Annotated in this window: 21 protein-coding genes; 18 read left to right on the forward strand and 3 right to left on the reverse strand. The window is 72.3% G+C overall.

From position 1 onward, the window contains the following. Positions 1–107: 107 nt before the first annotated feature. Complete coding sequence (locus ACFXHB_RS16365; protein ID WP_380574885.1) at positions 108–359, reverse strand: type B 50S ribosomal protein L31; 252 nt, start codon at positions 357–359, stop codon at positions 108–110. A gap of 51 nt (positions 360–410) precedes the next feature. Next, complete coding sequence (gene rpmG, locus ACFXHB_RS16370) at positions 411–575, reverse strand: 50S ribosomal protein L33 (RefSeq protein ID WP_380574887.1); 165 nt, start codon at positions 573–575, stop codon at positions 411–413. A 309-nt stretch (positions 576–884) separates the two neighbouring features. Here rpmG and ACFXHB_RS16375 point away from each other — a divergent pair, with 309 nt between their 5' ends. From ACFXHB_RS16375 to ACFXHB_RS16395, 5 genes are all read left to right on the forward strand, one after another. Then, a complete protein-coding gene (locus ACFXHB_RS16375; protein WP_380574888.1) occupies positions 885–1991 on the forward strand; it encodes a M24 family metallopeptidase in 1107 nt (368 codons plus the stop codon). Between the two features lie 83 nt (positions 1992–2074). Beyond that, positions 2075–2638 carry an elongation factor P gene (efp, locus tag ACFXHB_RS16380; RefSeq protein WP_380574890.1) on the forward strand — a complete coding sequence of 188 codons (564 nt, stop codon included), beginning with the start codon at positions 2075–2077 and terminating at the stop codon, positions 2636–2638. A gap of 4 nt (positions 2639–2642) precedes the next feature. After that, the gene (gene nusB / locus ACFXHB_RS16385) at positions 2643–3080 is read left to right on the forward strand and encodes a transcription antitermination factor NusB (protein WP_329486782.1); all 438 of its coding nucleotides are present in this window, start codon (positions 2643–2645) and stop codon (positions 3078–3080) included. Positions 3081–3237: 157 nt separating this feature from the next. Beyond that, positions 3238–4065, forward strand: a complete 828-nt coding sequence (locus tag ACFXHB_RS16390) for a thioesterase family protein (protein ID WP_380574891.1) — start codon at positions 3238–3240, stop codon at positions 4063–4065. 170 nt (positions 4066–4235) lie between these two features. Further along, entirely contained in the window at positions 4236–5192 is a 957-nt protein-coding gene (locus ACFXHB_RS16395; RefSeq protein ID WP_380574892.1) for a hypothetical protein, read from the forward strand. Between the two features lie 128 nt (positions 5193–5320). On the opposite strand, the gene ACFXHB_RS16400 is transcribed toward ACFXHB_RS16395, so the two are convergent. Continuing rightward, the gene (locus ACFXHB_RS16400) at positions 5321–5824 is read right to left on the reverse strand and encodes a transcriptional regulator (protein ID WP_031072501.1); all 504 of its coding nucleotides are present in this window, start codon (positions 5822–5824) and stop codon (positions 5321–5323) included. Between the two features lie 328 nt (positions 5825–6152). Here ACFXHB_RS16400 and pyrR point away from each other — a divergent pair, with 328 nt between their 5' ends. The 13 genes from pyrR (at position 6153) to metK (ending at position 20644) form a co-directional block, all read left to right on the forward strand. Further along, positions 6153–6800 (forward strand): bifunctional pyr operon transcriptional regulator/uracil phosphoribosyltransferase PyrR, encoded by a 648-nt coding sequence (gene pyrR, locus ACFXHB_RS16405; RefSeq protein WP_380574893.1) that lies wholly within the window; start codon positions 6153–6155, stop codon positions 6798–6800. Positions 6801–6805: 5 nt separating this feature from the next. Beyond that, a complete protein-coding gene (locus ACFXHB_RS16410; protein WP_380574894.1) occupies positions 6806–7786 on the forward strand; it encodes an aspartate carbamoyltransferase catalytic subunit in 981 nt (326 codons plus the stop codon). Further along, positions 7783–9087 carry a dihydroorotase gene (locus ACFXHB_RS16415; RefSeq protein ID WP_380574896.1) on the forward strand — a complete coding sequence of 435 codons (1305 nt, stop codon included), beginning with the start codon at positions 7783–7785 and terminating at the stop codon, positions 9085–9087. The genes ACFXHB_RS16410 and ACFXHB_RS16415 overlap by 4 nt, the downstream gene beginning before the upstream one ends. Continuing rightward, positions 9084–9650, forward strand: a complete 567-nt coding sequence (locus tag ACFXHB_RS16420) for a hypothetical protein (RefSeq protein ID WP_380574897.1) — start codon at positions 9084–9086, stop codon at positions 9648–9650. The genes ACFXHB_RS16415 and ACFXHB_RS16420 overlap by 4 nt, the downstream gene beginning before the upstream one ends. Continuing rightward, positions 9647–10837 (forward strand): glutamine-hydrolyzing carbamoyl-phosphate synthase small subunit, encoded by a 1191-nt coding sequence (gene carA, locus ACFXHB_RS16425; protein ID WP_380574898.1) that lies wholly within the window; start codon positions 9647–9649, stop codon positions 10835–10837. Before ACFXHB_RS16420 ends, carA begins: the two co-directional genes overlap by 4 nt. Continuing rightward, positions 10830–14144 carry a carbamoyl-phosphate synthase large subunit gene (gene carB, locus ACFXHB_RS16430; RefSeq protein WP_380574899.1) on the forward strand — a complete coding sequence of 1105 codons (3315 nt, stop codon included), beginning with the start codon at positions 10830–10832 and terminating at the stop codon, positions 14142–14144. The genes carA and carB overlap by 8 nt, the downstream gene beginning before the upstream one ends. A 142-nt stretch (positions 14145–14286) precedes the next feature. Then, the gene (locus tag ACFXHB_RS16435) at positions 14287–15387 is read left to right on the forward strand and encodes a quinone-dependent dihydroorotate dehydrogenase (RefSeq protein ID WP_380574900.1); all 1101 of its coding nucleotides are present in this window, start codon (positions 14287–14289) and stop codon (positions 15385–15387) included. Positions 15388–15454: 67 nt separating this feature from the next. Next, on the forward strand, positions 15455–16288 hold the full coding sequence (gene pyrF, locus ACFXHB_RS16440) for an orotidine-5'-phosphate decarboxylase (RefSeq protein WP_380574901.1): 834 nt from the start codon (positions 15455–15457) through the stop codon (positions 16286–16288). Between the two features lie 375 nt (positions 16289–16663). After that, the gene (gene mihF, locus ACFXHB_RS16445; RefSeq protein WP_030056187.1) at positions 16664–16990 is read left to right on the forward strand and encodes an integration host factor, actinobacterial type; all 327 of its coding nucleotides are present in this window, start codon (positions 16664–16666) and stop codon (positions 16988–16990) included. 49 nt (positions 16991–17039) lie between these two features. Beyond that, positions 17040–17597, forward strand: coding sequence for a guanylate kinase (gene gmk / locus ACFXHB_RS16450; RefSeq protein ID WP_380574902.1), 558 nt, complete (start codon positions 17040–17042; stop codon positions 17595–17597). Positions 17598–17634: 37 nt separating this feature from the next. Beyond that, positions 17635–17901, forward strand: coding sequence for a DNA-directed RNA polymerase subunit omega (gene rpoZ, locus ACFXHB_RS16455; protein ID WP_030056185.1), 267 nt, complete (start codon positions 17635–17637; stop codon positions 17899–17901). Positions 17902–18049: 148 nt separating this feature from the next. Continuing rightward, positions 18050–19285 carry a bifunctional phosphopantothenoylcysteine decarboxylase/phosphopantothenate--cysteine ligase CoaBC gene (coaBC, locus tag ACFXHB_RS16460; protein ID WP_380574905.1) on the forward strand — a complete coding sequence of 412 codons (1236 nt, stop codon included), beginning with the start codon at positions 18050–18052 and terminating at the stop codon, positions 19283–19285. A 150-nt stretch (positions 19286–19435) separates the two neighbouring features. Beyond that, complete coding sequence (gene metK, locus ACFXHB_RS16465) at positions 19436–20644, forward strand: methionine adenosyltransferase (RefSeq protein WP_380574907.1); 1209 nt, start codon at positions 19436–19438, stop codon at positions 20642–20644. Positions 20645–20692 lie beyond the last annotated feature (48 nt).

Below are 20692 nucleotides of genomic sequence, written 5' to 3' on the forward strand. Positions count from 1 at the left end.
GGGGGTCGGCGGCCGCCCCTGGCCCTGTGCGGGGGGCCCGCCCGCGGGGGGGGGGGGCCCCCCCCCGGGGGGGTGGGGGGGGCCCCCGCCGCCGGCTGTCCGCCGGCTCAGCCGTGCCGCGTGCCGTAGCGCAGGTGGAAGCGCTCGACGCGGCCGGCGGTGTCCAGGACACGGGACCGGCCGGTGAAGAAGGGGTGGCTCGCCGCGGAGATCTCGACGTCGACCACCGGACGGGTGGTGCCGTCCTCCCAGGTGGTCGTCCGGTCGCCGGTCAGGGTGGAGCGGGTCAGGAAGGTCGGACCGCCGGCCGTGTCGCGGAAGACGACCGGGCGGTAGGCGGGGTGGATGCCGGGCTTCATCAGCGGGGCTCCTCTCGGATCGCGGGGCGGGGGTCGGGGGGTGTGCCGGGCTCAGCGCTCCTCGCGGAAGTCGACGTGCCGGCGCGCGGCCGGGTCGAACTTGCGCAGCACGAGCCGGTCCGGGTCGGTGCGGCGGTTCTTGCGGGTCACGTACGTGAAGCCCGTTCCGGCCGTGGACCTGAGCCTGACGACGGGGCGCAGTTCGCTGCGGGCCATGGGTCCTCCTCCTGATGGGGGCGGCCCGGCGGGGCCGCCGAGGCGACCGGTCGGGCCGGTCGCCGAAATGGAAGTCGTTTTCGTGTCCGCTCCAACGCGGCCGCCACCCGGCCCATTCCCGGGCCGTCGGGGTCGGGCCGCGGGCCGTCGGGGATGCCGCCGTCGGCCGCGCGCGACCGCGTACGCGCGGGGGCTCGCGCCGACCGGCCCGCTCCGACCGCTCGCCCGTACGCCCGGGCCGGGCCCGTCCGGCGCCCGGTCGGATCCGCTCGGCGGGCGGATCGTGGTGCGGCTCCGTAGGCTCGACGCATGTCTGATGCGTACGCGGGCCGGCGGGAGCGTCTGAGGGAACACTGCAGTGCGACCGGGGCCGACGCGGCGCTGATCACCCGGGCGGCCAACGTGCGGTACCTGACCGGGTGCCCGCCGTGCGGCGCGACGCTGCTCCTCACCCGGGAGCAGGTGCTGCTGGCGCTGCCGGACGACCTGCCTCCGGACGACACCGGTGAGCACCTGATCGCCGAGGACGTCAGCCGGGTGCCGGTGGCGGCGGGGGCGGACACCGCGCTGGCCGCCGCCGCGGCCGCGGCCCGGCTCCGGGTCGGCGACCTCGCGGTGGAGGAGCACGACCTGACCGTCACCCGGCACCGGGCGGTGGCGGGCCTGGTCGAGGGCGTCCGGCTGGCCGACCTCGGCCAGGCGGTCGAGCGGCTGCGGGTGGTCAAGGACGAGCACGAGATCGCCGACCTGCGGATCGCGGCCGAGATCGCCGACCAGGCGCTCGGCGAACTGCTGGAGTCGATCCTGGTCGGCCGCACCGAGCGGCACCTGGCGATGGAACTGGAACGCCGGATGATCGACCACGGCGCGGACCGGGCGGCCTTCCCGGTCTCGGTCGGCACCGGCAGCCACTCCGGTCAGCAGGCCCACCAGCCCACCGACCGGCGGGTGGAGGAGGGCGACTTCCTCACCGTCGTCCTCGGCGCGCAGTACCGGGGGTACGGCGTCTCCACCGCCCGGACCTTCGTGATCGGCGCGGCCCCCGCGCCCTGGCAGGTGGAGCTGCACCGGCTGGTGTTCCGGGCCCAGCGGGCCGGGCGGGAGGCGCTCGGTCCGGGCGTCGAGCAGTACGTGCCCGACCAGGTCGCCCGGGAGATCCTCCACGCGGCCGGGCACACCGAGAGCTCGCCGCACCCCGTCGGGCACGGCATCGGGCTGGAGATCCGGGAGGCCCCGCGCCTCGGGCCGTCGGACATGGGTAAACTGGACAGCCGCGTGCCGGTCACCGTCGGTCCAGGGGTTCACCTCCCGGGCAGGGGCGGTGTCCGGATCGAGGACACGCTCGTGGTGCGCCCCCTCGAAGAGGGCGGGCCCGAGCTGCTCACCATCACCACCAAGGAGCTCCTCGCCCTGTGATCCGTGACCGCCCGGAGGCGGCCGCGGGCGGCAGGACGCACCCCTTGGTTCCTTGACAGCTATATCCAGGAGTAAGTGCGCCCGTGGCTTCCACGAACGATCTCAAGAACGGCATGGTTCTCAAGCTGGACGGCGGCAAGCTCTGGTCCGTCGTCGAGTTCCAGCACGTCAAGCCCGGTAAGGGCCCGGCCTTCGTGCGCACCAAGCTCAAGGAGGTCCTGACGGGCAAGGTCGTGGACAAGACCTTCAACGCCGGCACCAAGGTCGAGACCGCGAACGTCGACAAGCGCGGCATGCAGTTCTCGTACAAGGACGGCGAGAACTTCGTGTTCATGGACACGGACACCTACGACCAGACCACGATCGAGCCCGCCGTCGTCGGCGACGCCGCGAAGTACCTGCTGGAGGGCTTCGAGGCCCTGGTCGCCATGTACGAGGGCGCCCCGCTGTACATCGAGCTCCCGGCCTCGGTCGAGCTGACCATCTCCCACACCGAGCCGGGTGTCCAGGGCGACCGCTCCACCGGTGGCTCCAAGCCGGCCACCCTGGAGACCGGTGCCGAGATCGCCGTGCCGCTGTTCATCGTGACCGGCGAGAAGATCAAGGTCGACACCCGCGACGGCAGCTACCTCGGCCGGGTGAAGTAAGTCCGTGTCGGCCGCACGCAGCAAGGCCCGTACGCGAGCCTTCCAGATCCTCTTCGAGGCCGACCACCGCGGGGTCGACCCCCAGCGGGTTCTCGCCGACTGGGTGGCCCGGGCCCGGGAGCCCAAGCCGGACGAGGGCACCCCGCAGGTCGGTGAGTACACCATGGAGCTGATCGAGGGGTACGTCCAGCACGCCCGTCGGATCGACGACCTCATCTCCGAGTACGCGGTGGGCTGGACGCTCGACCGGATGCCGATCGTGGACCGCAACGTCCTGCGGCTCGGTGCGTACGAGCTCATCTGGGAGGACGGCGTCCCGGACGCGGTCGTCCTGGACGAGGCCGTCGAGATCGCCAAGGAGTTCTCCACGGACGACTCCCCGGCCTTCGTCAACGGCCTGCTCGCCCGCTTCCTGGAGCTCAAGCCGAGCATCCGCCGGTAGCGGCACCCGACGTACGGCCGCCGGACCCCGAACAGGGGTCCAGCGGCCGTCGTGCGTTCGGGCCGGGTGGCGTATGTTGGGGCTACTCGCCAGTAACCCTGGTGCGCCGGTGACCCCGCTCACCGGTGATCCCGCAGCGAAGGGCAGGCCACCCCCCATGACCACGGCGATCCGCAGCGAGTTCGACCAGGGCATCGCCCTCACCCGGCACCCGGCCGAGCCGGGCCGGTACGACGGCGACCTGGGCGCCGGCTGGCAGATCGGCGGCGGCGTCAACGGCGGGCTGCTGCTCGCGATGGCGGGCCACGCCCTCTCCCTGGAGCACGGCGGGCACGCCGACCCGGTCTCGATCAGCGGTTACTACCTCTCCGCCTCGCACCCCGGCCCGGCCACCGTCCGCACCGAGGTGCTCCGCAGCGGCCGCTCGCTCTCCACCGGTACCGCCTCGCTCAGTCAGGGCGGCGTGGAGCGGCTGCGGGTGGTCGCCACCCATGGCGACCTCGCCGACGCGGCCGGCGACGTGCGGACCACCGCGGTGCCGCCGCAGCTGCCGCCGCCGGACCAGTGCGTCGGCGTCGAGCACGCCCCCAAGGAGCTGATCGCGCAGGCCGCCCTGCTGGAGCGGTTCGACCTGCGGCTCGACCCGGCCACCATCGGCTGGGCACTCGGGCAGCCCTCCGGCAACGGCCGGATCCAGGGCTGGTTCCGGCTCGCCGACGGCCGCCAGCCCGACCCGCTGCTGCTTCTGCTGGTCGCCGACGCGCTGCCGCCGGTCACCTTCGACCTCGGCATGCCCGGCTGGGCCCCCACCATCGAGCTGACCGTCCACCTGCGGGCGAGGCCGGTGCCGGGCTGGCTGCGCGTCACCCACGCCACCCGCAACGTGGCCGGCGGCTACTTCGAGGAGGACGCCGAGGTCTGGGACGAGTCCGGCCGCCTCGTCGCCCAGTCCCGCCAGCTCGCCCGGGTCCCGCGCCCGGCGTGACCGGCGCGGCCCGGCGGACGTGCCGCGCCCGGCCCGGCGGGCGCGCGACACGCCGGTCTCACGGTCGGTTACATTCCTGTGACACGCCGTACGTGTGCGACACGCGGGGCTGGGGAGGACAAGGTCGGCGGCACCCCCGCCGCTGACCGCCACCGCCCCAGGAGCCTCCGATGAGCCGCAACGGCCGCGCCCGCCGCACCCCCGACTGCACCGCCGCCGGCCCCCGCCCGCGGGCGCGGGCGCGGCACGAGCGCCGCCGGACGGACGGCGCCGAGCAGGCCTTCGTCATCGGTGTCCTGACCAGCGCCGCCGACTTCGAGCGCGCCGGCGCCTGGCGCCTCTCCGACGCGCCGGACTACGGGACCTACCTGCGGGAGACCGCCGAGCTGCTCACCGAGGCCCGGCGCGGCTTCGACACCGTCCGGGCCCGGATGTTCCACCCGCAGGACTTCGAGGAGTTCTGCCTGCTGCACGGCCTCGACCCGGCCGAGCCGGGCGCCCGCGACCGCTACCTGGTCAATCCGCCGCTGCAGACCCAGCTGCTCGCCTACCAGGGCGAGGAGCTGGCCGGGGACTTCGTGCCCCGGCTGGTCCGGGCCCGGGAGAACGGGCTGACCCTGCGCCACGCGGACCTGCTGCTGGACGGCGGGCTCTACGAGGAGCGCGGCCGCGCCGTGCGGGAGGCGTACCAGCGCGGCGCCGAGGTGTTCCGGCGGATGCTGGTCGGCGCCGGCGCCGGGGTGTACGAGCTGCGCCTCGCGGTGGACGCGCCCGGCGGCCGGCTGACGGCCGCCGCCCGGGTGCTCCAGTGGGAGGACGGTGTGGTGCGGATCAACGACGAGGACCTGGAGCTGGTCTGCGCGGTGCTCTGCGCGGGTCTGGCCCGGGAGCTGCCGGGGCTGGCGGTGCTGCACGGCACGCGGGGTTCGACGGCGGACGGCGGGGGCCCCGAGGAGGCCGCCGACCGGTCCGGCGACGGGGTCGGTGGCGGGGCCGGCGACCAGCGCTTCCGCCGGACGGCGTGGGCCTGGACCAGTGGCGGGCAGGGCTGGGTGCCGCCCTCGGCGGCGGTGCGACTGGACGGGGTGGCGGCGGAGCCCGGGTACAGCCTGGGCACGGTCCGCTGAGCCCGGCCGTCGGGCCCGCGCCCGTGGCCCGACGCGCGACGGCGCGGCCCCCGGTCCGGGGTGCCGCGCCGTGACGTTTCTGCTGGGCCCTGCCTTGTTCCTGCTGGTGGAAGCCGGTGGGGCGAGCCTCAGCTCGCCTCCTCCTCGCGCACCGCACGGCGCGCGTCGGGGTTGAGCACGCCCCAGGAGATCAGCTGCTCGGTCAGGATCGACGGGGACTGGTCGTAGATCACGGCCAGGGTGCGCAGGTCGTCCTGGCGGATCGAGAGCACCTTGCCGTTGTAGTCGCCGCGCTGGCTCTGGATGGTCGCGGCGTAGCGCTGCAGGGGACCGGCCTTCTCGGAGGGGACCTGGGTCAGTCTCTCCAGATCCAGCACCAGGCGCGGCGGCGGCTCGGCCGCACCACCGGGCGTGCCGCCGGGCAGCAGCTCCTGCACCGGGACGCCGTAGAACTCCGCCAGCTCGGCCAGCCGCTGCACGGTGACCGCACGGTCACCGCGCTCGTACGAGCCGACGACGACTGCCTTCCAGCGCCCCTGGGACTTCTCCTCGACACCGTGCAGGGAGAGCCCCTGCTGAGTGCGGATCGCTCGGAGTTTTCCTCCGAGTTGCTTCGCGTAGTCGCTGGACATTGATCTCCCCGGACGAGATTGCTTCGCGTTCAGTGGTGGGTCACGGGCGATTGTCGACGCCGTTACCGGTGGGTTCGACGTCAGTCTCGTAACTCACTGTGAGGTTACGTAGAGTGAGGTAGCTGCGTCAAGCCGAATGGGGCAGTCGTGCGAATGGCCCGCGTCGGCGGTGCGTCGAGGACGTTAACCCGATGAAGCGGAATCATGGACGCCTGTTTGCGGTCCCGTGCGCTGGTACGATGACCGGAGCCCGCGCCGCGTCGGCGGGGGCGTTCCAGACATCCTTTAAGGCCCGTCCAGTGAGGCGGGGAAGGAGGTCCGCTTCGGCATGACCACACATCACGAATCCACGCCGCGTCCACCGCACCAGGTGCTGGACGGCACGGACATCGCCCGGGTGATCACCCGGATAGCGCACGAGATCGTCGAGCGCGCCAAGGGCGCGGAGGACGTCGTGCTGCTGGGCATCCACACCAGGGGCGTGCACCTCGCCCGCCGCCTGCGCGACCGGCTGGTCCAGATCACCGGCCGGGAGATCCCGTTCGGGACGCTGGACATCACCATGTACCGGGACGACCTGCGGCTGAAGCCCGCCCGCGCCCTGGAGCACACCGAGATCCCGGCCGGCGGCATCGACGGCAGGCTCGTCGTCCTGGTCGACGACGTGCTCTTCTCGGGCCGCACCATCCGGGCCGCGCTCGACGCGCTCAGCGACATCGGCCGCCCGCGCGCCGTGCAGCTCGCCGTCCTGGTCGACCGGGGCCACCGCGAGCTGCCGATCCGCGCCGACTACGTGGGCAAGAACCTCCCCACCTCGCTGCGCGAGGCGGTGCAGGTCCGCCTGGCCGACAGCGACGGCGTGGACGCCGTCCTGGTCGGCGACCGTGACCACGCGGCCTCCTCGCGGCCCACGCGCGGTGAGCGCACCCCGCCGGCCCCCGCCTCCCAGCCGTCCGCACCGCACCTCCCGGAGTAGCCCGCGTGAAGCGCCACCTCGTCTCCGCCGCCGATCTCACCCGCGACGACGCGCTGCTGATCCTGGACACCGCCGAGGAGCTGGCCCAGCTCTCCGGACGGGCCGTCAAGAAGCTGCCTACGCTCCGTGGTCGAACGGTCGTCAACCTCTTCTTCGAGGACTCCACCCGCACCAAGACCTCCTTCGAGGTCGCCGAGAAGCGGCTCTCCGCCGACGTCATCAACTTCTCCGCCAAGGGCTCCTCGGTCTCCAAGGGCGAGAGCCTCAAGGACACCGCGCTGACCCTGCAGGCGATGGGCGCGGACGCGGTCGTCATCCGGCACCACGCCTCCGGCGCGCCGGCCCGGCTCGCCCAGTCCGACTGGCTGCACGGCAGCGTCATCAACGCCGGTGACGGCACCCACGAGCACCCCACCCAGGCCCTGCTCGACGCCTTCACCATGCGCCGCCACCTCAACGCCGGCCTCGGGCACGACCTCGCGGGCCGCCGGGTGACCATCGTCGGCGACATCCTGCACAGCCGGGTCGCCCGCTCCAACGTGCACCTGCTCACCACCCTCGGCGCCCAGGTCACCTTCGTGGCCCCGCCGACCCTGGTGCCGATCGGCATCGAGAACTGGCCCTGCGAGGTCAGCTACGACCTGGAGAGCGTGCTCCCCAGGACCGACGCGCTGATGATGCTCCGGGTGCAGCGCGAGCGGATGAACGCCGCGTTCTTCCCGACCGAGCGCGAGTACAGCCGCCGCTACGGCCTGGACGGCAGCCGGATGGCGCAGCTGCCCGACCACGCCATCGTGATGCACCCGGGCCCGATGGTCCGCGGCATGGAGATCACCGCCGACGTCGCCGACTCGCCGCGCTGCACCGTGGTCGAGCAGGTCGCCAACGGCGTCTCCGTCCGGATGGCCGTCCTGTACCTGCTGCTCGGCGGCGCCACGCTCGCCGACGCCGCCCCCCGCACCGACTCCGTGGAGACCGCTCAGTGACCACCTACCTGATCCGCAACGCCCAGATCCTCGGCGGCGCCCCGCAGGACCTCCACCTCGCCGACGGCGTGGTCAAGGAGATCGGCACCGGCCTCGCGGTCGAGGCGGACATCGAGATCGACGCCACCGGCCTGATCGTCCTGCCCGGCCTGGTCGACCTGCACACCCACCTGCGCGAGCCCGGCCGCGAGGACGCCGAGACGGTGCTCACCGGCACCCAGGCCGCCGCGATGGGCGGTTTCACCGCCGTGCACGCGATGGCCAACACCTTCCCGGTGGCCGACACCGCCGGCGTCGTCGAGCAGGTCTGGCGGCTCGGCCAGGAGTCCGGCTACTGCGACGTGCGCCCGGTCGGCGCCGTCACCGTCGGCCTGGAGGGCAAGAAGCTCGCCGAGCTGGGCGCGATGCACGACTCGGCGGCCGAGGTGCGGGTCTTCTCCGACGACGGCAAGTGCGTGGACGACGCGGTGATCATGCGCCGGGCGTTGGAGTACGTGAAGGCCTTCGACGGGGTCGTCGCCCAGCACGCCCAGGAGCCGCGGCTCACCGAGGGCGCCCAGATGAACGAGGGCCAGGTCTCCGGCGAGCTCGGGCTCGGCGGCTGGCCGGCCGTCGCCGAGGAGGCGATCATCGCCCGCGACGTGCTGCTCGCCGCGCACGTCGGCTCCCGGCTGCACGTCTGCCACGTGTCGACGGCCGGTTCGGTGGAGATCATCCGCTGGGCCAAGGCCAAGGGCTGGAACGTCACCGCAGAGGTGACCCCGCACCACCTGCTGCTGACCGACGAGCTGGTCCGCTCCTACGACCCGGTGTACAAGGTGAACCCGCCGCTGCGCACCGCGGCCGACGTCCAGGCGCTGCGCAAGGCGCTCGCGGACGGCACCATCGACGCCGTCGCCACCGACCACGCCCCGCACCCGTCCGAGGACAAGGACTGCGAGTGGGCCGTCGCCGCGATGGGCATGGTCGGTCTGGAGACCGCGCTCTCGGTGGTGCAGCAGACCATGGTCGACACCGGCCTGCTGAACTGGGAGGGCGTCGCCGACCGGATGTCGCACCGCCCGGCCCGGATCGGCCGCCTCACCGGCCACGGGCGGCCCGTCTCGGTCGGTGAGCCCGCCAACCTGGTGCTGTTCGATCCCGCGTACCGTGGTGCCGTGAATCCCGACAGCTTCGCCACCCGCAGCCGCAACACCCCCTACCGCGGTCTGGACCTGCCCGGACGGGTGCACGCCACCTTCCTGCGCGGCGCCGCCACCGTGCTGGCCGGCGAGCTGGTCGAGCAGGGCGGGCTCGCGTGAGCACCGTCACCCGGCTCGCCCAGGAGCAGGCCAGGGTCACCGACTGGCCCGCGTACATCGGCTGGGCCGTCGGCCTGCTGCTGGTGATCGGGCTGATCTACTGGCTGATGCGCCAGGGCTGGAACTGGCGGCGCACCCTGCAGTCCGGCATCCCGCCGCTGCCCGCCGTGCCGGCTCGCGCCGGCCGGACCATCCTGGAGACCAGCGGCCGGTACCACGGCACCACCACCGCCGGGAACTGGCTGGACCGGGTCGTCGCGCACGGCCTGGGCACCCGCAGCCGCGCCGACCTGACCCTCGGCGCGGACGGCCTGCTGGTGCAGCGCCCCGGCGACATCGACTTCTGGATCCCGGCCGAGCACCTGACCGGCGCCCGGACGGACTCCGGGATCGCCGGCAAGGTCGTCCCGTCCGGACTCCTCGTCGTCACCTGGACGCACGAGGGCACCGCACTGGACTCCGGTTTCCGGGCCGACCACCCCGACGAGCACACCGCCTGGGTCGAGGCGATCGCTCACCTCGCAACACGTACGCAGACGAAGACGGAAGAGGCCGCTCAATGACCGCACCTGCCCCCACCACGCAGCGCCAACGGCGGGACCGTGTCCCCGCCGTGCTCGTCCTGGAGGACGGCCGGACCTTCCGCGGCCAGGCCTACGGCGCCATCGGCGAGACCTTCGGCGAGGCGGTCTTCAACACCGGCATGTCCGGTTACCAGGAGACCCTGACCGACCCCTCGTACCACCGCCAGGTGGTCGCGATGACCGCCCCGCAGATCGGCAACACCGGCTGGAACGACCAGGACGACGAGTCCCGCCGGATCTGGGTCGCCGGCTTCATCGTCCGCGACCCCGCCCGGGTCGCCTCCAACTGGCGCTCGCGCCGCTCGCTCGACGAGGAGCTCGTCAACCAGGGCGTCGTCGGCATCAGCGGCATCGACACCCGCGCCCTCACCCGCCACCTGCGCGAGCGCGGCGCGATGCGCTGCGGCATCTTCTCCGGCCCGGCGCTGGCGGACGACACCGCCCTGCTGGCCCGGGTGCAGCAGTCGCCCGAGATGAAGGGCGCCGACCTCTGCCCCGAGGTCGCCACCACCGAGGCGTACGTGGTGCCCGCCGTCGGCGAGAAGAGGTTCACCGTCGCCGCGCTGGACCTCGGTATCAAGGCGATGACCCCGCAGCGGATGGCCGAGCGCGGCATCGAGGTGCACGTGCTGCCGGCGAACTCCACCCTGGAGGACATCTACGCCGTCGACCCGGACGGCGTCTTCTTCTCCAACGGTCCGGGCGACCCGGCCACCGCCGACCACCAGGTCGCCGTGGCGCAGGGCGTGCTGGAGCGCAGGACCCCGTTCTTCGGGATCTGCTTCGGCAACCAGATCCTCGGCCGGGCGCTGGGCTTCGGCACCTACAAGCTCAAGTACGGCCACCGCGGCATCAACCAGCCGGTGCAGGACCGCACCACCGGCAAGGTCGAGGTCACCGCGCACAACCACGGCTTCGCCGTGAACGCGCCGCTGGACAAGGTGAGCGACACGCCCTTCGGCCGGGTCGAGGTCTCCCACGTCTGCCTGAACGACGACGTGGTCGAGGGCCTCCAGGCGCTGGACGTGCCCGCCTTCAGTGTCCAGTACCACCCCGAAGCGGCAGCCGGCCCGCACGACGCGGCCTACCTCTTCGACCGGTTCGTCGAGCTCATGCGAGGCGACGACAAGAACAGTGTTGAGCTCATGGAGGGCCAGCGTGCCTAAGCGCACCGACATCAAGTCCGTCCTGGTCATCGGGTCCGGCCCGATCGTGATCGGCCAGGCCGCCGAGTTCGACTACTCGGGCACGCAGGCCTGCCGGGTGCTCAAGGCCGAGGGCCTGCGGGTCATCCTGGTCAACTCCAACCCGGCCACGATCATGACCGACCCGGAGATCGCCGACGCCACCTACGTCGAGCCGATCACCCCGGAGTTCGTCGAGAAGATCATCGCCAAGGAGCGCCCCGACGCGCTGCTGCCGACCCTCGGCGGGCAGACCGCGCTCAACACCGCGATCGCGCTGGACGCCAACGGCGTCCTCGCCAAGTACAACGTCGAGCTGATCGGCGCGAAGGTCGACTCGATCCACAAGGGCGAGGACCGCGAGCTCTTCAAGGGCGTCGTCGAGGCCGTCAACGCCAAGATCGGCCACGGCGAGTCCGCCCGCTCGGTGATCTGCCACACCATGGACGAGGTGCTGGCCGGGGTCGACACGCTCGGCGGCGGCTACCCGGTCGTGGTCCGCCCCTCCTTCACCATGGGCGGCGCCGGCTCCGGCTTCGCCCACAACGAGGAGGAGCTGCGCCGGATCGCCGGCCAGGGCCTGACCCTCTCGCCGACCACCGAGGTGCTCCTGGAGGAGTCCATCCTCGGCTGGAAGGAGTACGAGCTGGAGCTGATGCGCGACAAGAACGACAACGTCGTGGTCGTCTGCTCCATCGAGAACTTCGACCCGATGGGCGTGCACACCGGCGACTCGATCACCGTCGCCCCGGCGATGACGCTGACCGACCGCGAGTACCAGATCCTGCGCGACGTCGGCATCGCCGTCATCCGCGAGGTCGGCGTCGACACCGGCGGCTGCAACATCCAGTTCGCGGTCGACCCCGTGGACGGCCGGGTCATCGTCATCGAGATGAACCCGCGCGTCTCGCGCTCCTCGGCGCTGGCCTCGAAGGCGACCGGCTTCCCGATCGCCAAGATCGCCGCGAAGCTCGCCGTCGGCTACACCCTGGACGAGATCCCCAACGACATCACCGAGCAGACGCCGGCGTCGTTCGAGCCGACCCTCGACTACGTCGTGGTGAAGGTCCCGCGGTTCGCGTTCGAGAAGTTCCCGAGCGCCGACGCGACGCTGACCACCACCATGAAGTCGGTCGGCGAGGCCATGGCCATGGGCCGCAACTTCCCCGAGGCGCTCAACAAGGCGCTCCGCTCGCTGGAGAAGAAGGGCTCCCAGTTCACCTGGGCCGGCCCGGTCGGCGACAAGGCCGCGCTGCTGGAGAAGGCCGTGGTCCCGACCGACGGCCGGATCAACACCGTCATGGAGGCCGTCCGGGCCGGCGCCACCCCGGAGGAGGTGTTCGAGGCCACCAAGATCGACCCGTGGTTCGTCGACCAGCTCTTCCTGCTGGACGAGATCGCCGCCGAGCTGGCCGAGGCCGACAAGCTCACCCCCGAGCTGCTGCGCCACGCCAAGCGGCACGGCTTCTCCGACCAGCAGATCGGCGAGATCCGCGGGCTGCGCCCCGACGTGGTCCGCGAGGTCCGGCACGCGCTCGGCATCCGCCCGGTGTTCAAGACCGTCGACACCTGCGCCGCCGAGTTCGCCGCCAAGACCCCGTACTTCTACTCGTCCTACGACGAGGAGAGCGAGGTCGCCCCCCGCACCAAGCCCGCGGTGATCATCCTCGGCTCGGGCCCGAACCGCATCGGCCAGGGCATCGAGTTCGACTACTCCTGCGTGCACGCCTCCTTCGCGCTGGCCGCCGCCGGGTACGAGACCGTCATGGTCAACTGCAACCCGGAGACCGTCTCCACCGACTACGACACCTCCGACCGGCTCTACTTCGAGCCGCTCACCCTGGAGGACGTGCTGGAGATCGTCCACGCCGAGCAGCAGGCCGGACCGCTGGCCGGCGTGATCGTCCAGCTCGGCGGCCAGACCCCGCTCGGCCTGGCGCAGGCGCTCAAGGACAACGGCGTGCCGATCGTCGGCACCCAGCCCGAGGCGATCGACCTCGCCGAGGAGCGCGGCGCGTTCGGTCGTGTGCTGCGCGACGCGGGCCTGCCCGCCCCCAAGCACGGCACCGCCTTCTCCTTCGAGGAGGCCAAGGCGATCGCGGACGAGATCGGCTACCCGGTGCTGGCCCGCCCCTCGTACGTGCTGGGCGGCCGCGGCATGGAGATCGTCTACGACGAGCCCTCGCTGGCCTCCTACCTGGAGCGGCACGCCGGTCTGATCTCCGAGCACCCGGTGCTGATCGACCGCTTCCTCGACGACGCGGTGGAGATCGACGTCGACGCGCTCTACGACGGCACCGAGCTCTACCTCGGCGGCGTGATGGAGCACATCGAGGAGGCCGGCATCCACTCCGGCGACTCCGCCTGCGCGCTGCCCCCGATCACCCTCGGCGGCTACGACATCAAGCGGCTGCGGACCTCCACCGAGGCGATCGCCCGCGGCGTCGGCGTGCGCGGTCTGATCAACATCCAGTTCGCCCTCTCCGGCGACATCCTCTACGTGCTGGAGGCCAACCCGCGCGCCTCCCGCACGGTGCCGTTCACCTCCAAGGCCACGGCGGTGCCGCTGGCCAAGGCCGCCGCCCGGATCTCGCTCGGCGCCACCGTGGCCGAGCTGCGCGCCGAGGGCCTGCTCCCGGCCGAGGGCGACGGCGGCACCCTGCCCGCCGACTGCCCGATCTCCGTCAAGGAGGCCGTGATGCCGTGGAGCCGCTTCCGCGACATCCACGGCCGCGGCGTGGACACCGTGCTCGGCCCGGAGATGCGCTCCACCGGCGAGGTCATGGGCATCGACAAGGTCTTCGGCACGGCGTACGCCAAGTCGCAGGCCGGTGCCTACGGCGCGCTGCCGACCAAGGGCAAGGTCTTCGTCTCCGTCGCCAACCGGGACAAGCGCAACCTGGTCTTCCCGGCCCGCGCGCTGGTCGGCCTCGGCTTCGAGCTGCTCGCCACCGCCGGTACCGCCGAGGTGCTGCAGCGCGGCGGCATCCCCGCCACCGTGGTGCGCAAGCACAGCGAGGGCGAGGGCCCGAACGGCGAGCAGACCATCGTCCAGCTGATCCACGCCGGTGAGGTCGACCTCATCATCAACACGCCGTACGGCACCGGTGGCCGTCTCGACGGCTACGAGATCCGCACCGCCGCCGTCTCGCGCGGCGTGCCGTGCCTGACCACCGTCCAGGCCATGGGCGCGGCCGTCCAGGGCATCGACGCGCTGCTGCGCGACGAGGTCGGGGTGATGTCGCTCCAGGAGCACGCCCAGCTGATCAACGCCGGTCGCGCGAAGTAGGACCGACGCAGTGGGGGGCACCGGACCGACGGGTGCCCCCCACTTCCCTTGCCAGCTTCCCCCAGCCCTCGGCCGGGGGTACCCCCAGGCCCGCCACCACCGTTCTTTCGACGGGCTGGGCCCGCCCCCGACGGAGACCGTCTTGTACAAGCTCCTGTTCGACCTCGTCTTCAAGAAGATGGACCCCGAGAAGGCCCACCACCTGGCCTTCTTCTGGATCCGACTGGCCTCCTCGGTGCCCGGCCTGCGCGGCCTCGCGCGGCTGGCGCTCGCCCCGCGCGACCGCGCGCTGCGGACCACCGCCCTCGGTCTCGACCTGCCCGGCCCGTTCGGCCTCGCGGCCGGCTTCGACAAGAACGGCGTCGGCATCGACGGACTGTCGATGCTCGGCTTCGACTACGTCGAGATCGGCACCGTCACCGGTGAGCCGCAGCCCGGCAACCCGGCCCCGCGCCTGTTCCGCCTGGTCGAGGACCGCGCGCTGATCAACCGGATGGGCTTCAACAACCAGGGCTCGGCCCGGGTCGCCGCCCGCCTCGCGCAGCGCCCGCACACCAGCTCCACCCCGGTCGTCGGCATCAACATCGGCAAGACCAAGCTGGTCGAGGAGGCCGACGCGGTCGCCGACTACGTGAAGTCGACCGAGCGGCTGGCCAAGTACGCCGACTACCTGGTGGTCAACGTCAGCTCCCCGAACACCCCGGGCCTGCGCGACCTCCAGGCCGTCTCGCACCTCGGCCCGCTGCTCGCCGCCGTCCGCGAGGCCGCCGACCGCTCCACCGCGCACCACGTGCCGCTGCTGGTCAAGATCGCCCCGGACCTGGCCGACGAGGACGTCGACGCGGTCGCCGACCTCGCGCTGGAGCTGGGTCTGGACGGCATCATCGCCACCAACACCACGATCGGCCGCGAGGGCCTGCGCGAGAGTGCCGCCCGGATCGAGGAGATCGGCATGGGTGGCCTGTCCGGCGCCCCGCTCAAGGCCCGCGCGCTGGAGGTGCTGCAGCGCCTGCGCGCCCGCACCGAGGGCCGGCTGACCCTGGTCTCGGTCGGCGGCGTCGAGACCGCCGAGGACGCCTGGCAGCGCATCATCCACGGCGCCGACCTGGTCCAGGGCTACAGCGCCTTCATCTACCAGGGCCCGTTCTGGTGCCGGCGCGTCCACAAGGGCCTCTCGGCGCGCGTCCGGGCCGGCGGCTTCCGCGACCTGGCGGCCGCCGTCGGCAGCGCCAAGGCCTCCTGAGGCCCGCCGGCGGGCCGCACGCCCCCGCCACCCCCCTCACCCACGTTCCACGCCCCGGAAGGACGTCATGACCCTCGCCCCCTTCGGCGCCCGCCTGCGCCACGCCCTCGACACCCGCGGCCAGCTCTGCGTCGGCATCGACCCGCACACCTCCCTGCTCGCCGCCTGGGGCCTGGACGACTCCGTGGCGGGCCTGGAGACCTTCAGCCGCACGGTGGTGGAGGCCCTGGCCGACCGGGTGGCCGTGCTCAAGCCCCAGGCGGCCTTCTTCGAGCGCTTCGGCTCCAAGGGCGTCGCGGTGCTGGAGAAGTCCGTCGAGGAGGCCAGGGCGGCGGGCGCGCTGGTCCTGATGGACGCCAAGCGCGGCGACATCGGCTCCACCATGGCCGCCTACGCCGAGGCCTTCCTGGCGCCGGGCAGCCCGCTCTTCTCGGACGCCGTCACCGTCAGCCCCTACCTGGGCTTCGGCTCGCTGCGCCCCGCGCTCGACCTGGCGGCGGCCAACGGCGCCGGGGTGTTCGCGCTGGCGCTCACCTCCAACCCGGAGGGCGCCGAGGTGCAGCGCGCGACCGGCGCGGACGGCGCCTCGGTGGCGGCCTCGGTGCTACGGCAGCTGGCCGCCGAGAACGCCGGCGCCGAGCCGCTCGGCTCCTTCGGCGCGGTGGTCGGCGCGACGCTGGCCGACGCCGGTGTCGACCTGGCGATCAACGGCCCGCTGCTGGCCCCGGGGATCGGTGCCCAGGGCGCCACGATGGCCGACCTGCCGCGGGTGTTCGGCGCCTCGGTGCGCAACGTGGTGCCCAGCGTCAGCCGCGACGTCCTGCGGCACGGCCCGTCGGTGCCGGCCCTGCGGGAGGCCGCGGAGCGCTTCGTCGGGGAGTACGCGGACGCGGTGGAGTAGCGGGCGCCGCCGCGTCGTCGGAGGGCGCGCGACGGCCGCCGCGAAGGTGGCGTGATGTGCTGCGATGGCGCGACGGGGTGGCGCGAGGTCTCCGGACTTGACGTGAGCGCCGTCACATCGGCGGCCCCAAAGGTCCGCAATCGCGGTCATTTTGCCCGGGAAAGTCCTGGTCGGCCTTGGCTGACCAGGACTTTTCGTGTTCTTTTCCTGACGCGGCGCCGCAATCCGGGTAGTGTCCGGCGATAGGTCATCGAAGAGCCGCGATTCCCGTTGCTCTCGCAGGTCAGGAGCCGTGAGGTTCCCCTGTGGCCGGTGCCCTGGGAACCAAACCAGTCATAGCTCAATCCCTTCCTTCCACACCCTGAGGTGAACGGCGTGGCTCTTCCGCCCCTTACCCCTGAACAGCGCACCGCCGCGCTCGCCAAGGCCGCCGAGGCTCGCCGGGAGCGCGCCGAGGTCAAGAATCGGCTCAAGCACTCCGGCGCCTCCCTGCACGAGGTGATCAAGGCCGGCAAGGCCGACAACGACGTGATCGGCAAGATGAAGGTCTCCGCGCTGCTGGAGTCCCTCCCCGGCGTGGGCAAGGTCCGCGCCAAGCAGATCATGGAGCGCCTCGGCATCAGCGAGAGCCGTCGTGTCCGTGGCCTCGGTACGAACCAGATCGCCTCCCTGGAGCGGGAGTTCGGCGGCGGTGCCGCCTGACCGTGCCCCCGTGGTCCCGGGAGCGTCCGCGATCCGGGATAATCGGTGCATGAGTGAGCGTCCGCGGCTGACCGTGCTCTCCGGCCCCTCGGGGGTCGGCAAGAGCACGGTCGTCGCTCATATGAGGAAGCAGCACCCCGAAGTCTGGCTCTCGGTGTCGGCGACGACCCGCCACCCGAGGCCGGGCGAGCAGCACGGGGTCCAGTACCACTTCGTCGACAACGACGAGTTCGACAAGCTGATCGCCAACGGTGAGCTGCTGGAGTGGGCCGTGTTCGCGGGCAACCGCTACGGCACCCCGCGCCAGGCCGTGCTGGAGAAGCTGGAAGCCGGCGTGCCGGTCCTGCTGGAGATCGACCTGCAGGGTGCCCGCCAGGTGCGCGAGTCGATGCCCGAGGCGCAGCTGGTCTTCCTGGCTCCGCCGAGCTGGGACGAGCTGGTCCGCCGGCTCACCGGCCGGGGCACCGAGCCGCAGGACGTGATCGAGAAGCGGCTGGAGGCGGCCACCGTCGAGCTGGCCGCCGAGCCGGAGTTCGACACGAGTCTTGTCAACACCTCGGTCGAGCAGGTAGCGGCCGAACTGCTAGCCTTGCTCGGTGTAGCCTGACCTGTCTGTCTTTTCCACCCTTTCGGAAGGTTTTAGCGTGTCCTCTTCGATGACCGCGCCCGAGGGCATCATCAACCCGCCGATCGATGAGCTGCTTGAGGCCACCGACTCCAAGTACAGCCTCGTGATCTACGCCGCCAAGCGCGCGCGCCAGATCAACGCGTACTACTCGCAGCTCGGTGAGGGCCTGCTGGAGTACGTCGGCCCGCTGGTCGACACCCACGTGCACGAGAAGCCGCTGTCGATCGCGCTGCGCGAGATCAACGCCGGCATGCTCACCGCCGAGGCGGTCGAGGCGGCCTGACCCGGTCCCCTCATGCTGTTCGAAGGGCCCGCCGGACTCGTTCCGGCGGGCCCTTCGGCGTTCCCGCGGCGGGACGGGGTGCACCGCGCCGCCGTCCGGCGGGGGGCCGTAGGGTGAGCACGTCCCGAGCGAGGAGAGAGTGGGAAGCATGAGCGCGAGCACGGACCGGGCGGTCGCCCCGCGCGTCGTCCTCGGCGTCAGTGGCGGCATCGCCGCCTACAAGGCGTGCGAGGTGCTGCGGCGGTTCACCGAATCCGGCCACCAGGTCACCGTGGTGCCCACCGAGGCCGCGCTGCACTTCGTCGGCGAGGCCACCTGGGCCGCGCTCTCCGGCCGGCCGGCCGCCACCGAGACCTGGGAGCGGGTCCACGAGGTGCCGCACGTGCGGATCGGGCAGAGCGCCGACCTCGTCGTGGTCGCTCCGGCGACCGCCGACCTGATGGCGAAGGCCGCCCACGGGCTGGCCGACGACCTGCTGACCAACACCCTGCTCACCGCGCGCTGCCCGGTCGTCCTGGCGCCCGCGATGCACACCGAGATGTGGGAGCACCCGGCGACCCGGGAGAACGTCGCCACGCTGCGCCGCCGGGGTGTCGTCGTGCTGGAGCCCGCCGTCGGACGGCTCACCGGCAAGGACACCGGCAAGGGGCGGCTGCCCGAGCCGTCCGCGATCGTCGACGCCTGCCGGGCGCTGCTGCGCCGGGGCGTCGCCGCCGCCGATCTGGTCGGCCGGCACGTGGTGGTCTCGGCGGGCGGCACCCGTGAGCCGCTGGACCCGGTGCGCTACCTCGGCAACCGCTCCTCCGGCAAGCAGGGCTACGCGCTCGCCGCGACCGCCGCCGCGCGCGGCGCCCGGGTGACCCTGCTCTCGGCCAACGCGGAGCTGCCCGACCCGGCCGGGGTGGACGTGGTGCACGTCTCCACCGCGCTGGAGCTGCGGGAGGCCGCGGTGAAGGCGGTCCAGGACGCCGACGCGGTGGTGATGGCCGCCGCGGTGGCCGATTTCCGACCGGCCGAGTACGCCGCCGGCAAGATCAAGAAGGTCGACGGGGTCGAGCCGGCGCCGGTCGCGCTGGTCCGCAACCCGGACATCCTGGCCGAGCTGTCGGCCCGCCGACCCCGTTCGGGCCAACTGGTGGTGGGTTTCGCGGCGGAGACCGACGACGTGCTGGCGAACGGTCGCGCCAAGCTCGCGCGCAAGGGCTGTGACCTGCTGGTGGTGAACGAGGTCGGCAACGGCAAGGCGTTCGGCACGGACGTCAACGAGGCCGTGGTGCTGGGCTCGGACGGCAGTGAGACGGCCGTGCCGGTGGGGCCGAAGGAGGCGCTCGCCGACGTGGTCTGGGACCTGGTCGTGAAGCGGTGGCAACCGGTCGCCGACTGATCTCAAGAGGTGGGCATCCGGTCTCCTTTTCCGGAATCGAGTCCCGATAGCCGGTAGCTGACCGTTACACTCCAGGAATCAAGTCTTTCCGGATGTCCCCGGTTCGCCGGGGGCCTTCAGTCAGCAGCCGCTGCAACCCCAGGGAGCGCTGTGTCTCGCCGCCTGTTCACCTCGGAATCCGTGACCGAGGGACACCCCGACAAGATCGCTGACCAGATCAGCGACACCATCCTTGACGCTCTCCTGCGAGAGGACCCGACGTCCCGGGTCGCCGTGGAGACGCTCATCACCACCGGCCAGGTGCATGTGGCCGGCGAGGTGACCACCAAGGCGTACGCGCCGATCGCGCAGCTCGTCCGGGACAAGATCCTGGAGATCGGCTACGACAGCTCCAAGAAGGGCTTCGACGGCGCCTCCTGCGGCGTCTCGGTGTCCATCGGTGCCCAGTCGCCCGACATCGCACAGGGTGTCGACACGGCGTACGAGGCCCGGGTGGAGGGTGACGAGGACGACCTGGACAAGCAGGGCGCCGGTGACCAGGGCCTGATGTTCGGCTACGCGTCCGACGAGACGCCCGAGCTCATGCCGCTGCCGATCACGCTGGCCCACCGCCTCGCGCGTCGCCTCTCCGAGGTCCGCAAGAACGGGACCATCCCGTACCTGCGCCCCGACGGCAAGACCCAGGTCACCATCGAGTACGACGGCGACAAGGCCGTCCGCCTCGACACCGTGGTCGTCTCCTCGCAGCACGCGAGCGACATCGACCTCGACTCGCTGCTCACCCCGGACATCCGCGAGTTCGTCGTGGAGCCGGAGCTCAAGGCGCTCGCCGAGCAGGGCATCAAGCTGGTGACCGAGGGCTACCGCCTGCTGGTCAACCCGACCGGGCGTTTCGAGATCGGCGGCCCGATGGGCGACGCCGGCCTCACCGGCCGCAAGATCATCATCGACACCTACGGCGGCTTCGCCCGTCACGGTGGCGGCGCCTTCTCGGGCAAGGACCCGTCCAAGGTGGACCGCTCGGCCGCCTACGCGATGCGCTGGGTGGCGAAGAACATCGTCGCCGCCGGCCTCGCCAGCCGCGCCGAGGTGCAGGTCGCGTACGCGATCGGCAAGGCCGAGCCGGTCGGCCTCTTCGTGGAGACCTTCGGTACCGAGACGGTGCCGGTGCTCGCCATCCAGAAGGCCGTCACCGACGTGTTCGACCTCCGTCCGGCCGCGATCATCCGCGACCTGGACCTGCTCCGCCCGATCTACTCGCAGACCGCCGCGTACGGCCACTTCGGCCGTGAGCTGCCGGACTTCACCTGGGAGCGGACCGACCGGGTCGAGCAGCTGAAGAAGGCCGTGCAGGACTGACCCGCGGTCGGCTGATCGGATCGGACCGCAGGCGGCGGTCGCCCCGAA

The sequence above is a fragment of the Kitasatospora sp. NPDC059327 genome (assembly GCF_042752535.1).
Lineage (GTDB): Bacteria > Actinomycetota > Actinomycetes > Streptomycetales > Streptomycetaceae > Kitasatospora.

What these genes read in the sequence shown, in the direction of transcription:
- ACFXHB_RS16365 (WP_380574885.1), bottom strand. Translation starts at nt 359, where the DNA reads ATGAAGCCCGGCATCCACCCCGCCTACCGCCCGGTCGTCTTCCGCGAC.
- rpmG (WP_380574887.1), bottom strand. Translation starts at nt 575, where the DNA reads ATGGCCCGCAGCGAACTGCGCCCCGTCGTCAGGCTCAGGTCCACGGCC.
- ACFXHB_RS16375 (WP_380574888.1), top strand. Translation starts at nt 885, where the DNA reads ATGTCTGATGCGTACGCGGGCCGGCGGGAGCGTCTGAGGGAACACTGC.
- ACFXHB_RS16390 (WP_380574891.1), top strand. Translation starts at nt 3,238, where the DNA reads ATGACCACGGCGATCCGCAGCGAGTTCGACCAGGGCATCGCCCTCACC.
- ACFXHB_RS16395 (WP_380574892.1), top strand. Translation starts at nt 4,236, where the DNA reads ATGAGCCGCAACGGCCGCGCCCGCCGCACCCCCGACTGCACCGCCGCC.
- ACFXHB_RS16400 (WP_031072501.1), bottom strand. Translation starts at nt 5,824, where the DNA reads ATGTCCAGCGACTACGCGAAGCAACTCGGAGGAAAACTCCGAGCGATC.
- pyrR (WP_380574893.1), top strand. Translation starts at nt 6,153, where the DNA reads ATGACCACACATCACGAATCCACGCCGCGTCCACCGCACCAGGTGCTG.
- carA (WP_380574898.1), top strand. Translation starts at nt 9,647, where the DNA reads ATGACCGCACCTGCCCCCACCACGCAGCGCCAACGGCGGGACCGTGTC.
- pyrF (WP_380574901.1), top strand. Translation starts at nt 15,455, where the DNA reads ATGACCCTCGCCCCCTTCGGCGCCCGCCTGCGCCACGCCCTCGACACC.
- gmk (WP_380574902.1), top strand. Translation starts at nt 17,040, where the DNA reads ATGAGTGAGCGTCCGCGGCTGACCGTGCTCTCCGGCCCCTCGGGGGTC.
- coaBC (WP_380574905.1), top strand. Translation starts at nt 18,050, where the DNA reads ATGAGCGCGAGCACGGACCGGGCGGTCGCCCCGCGCGTCGTCCTCGGC.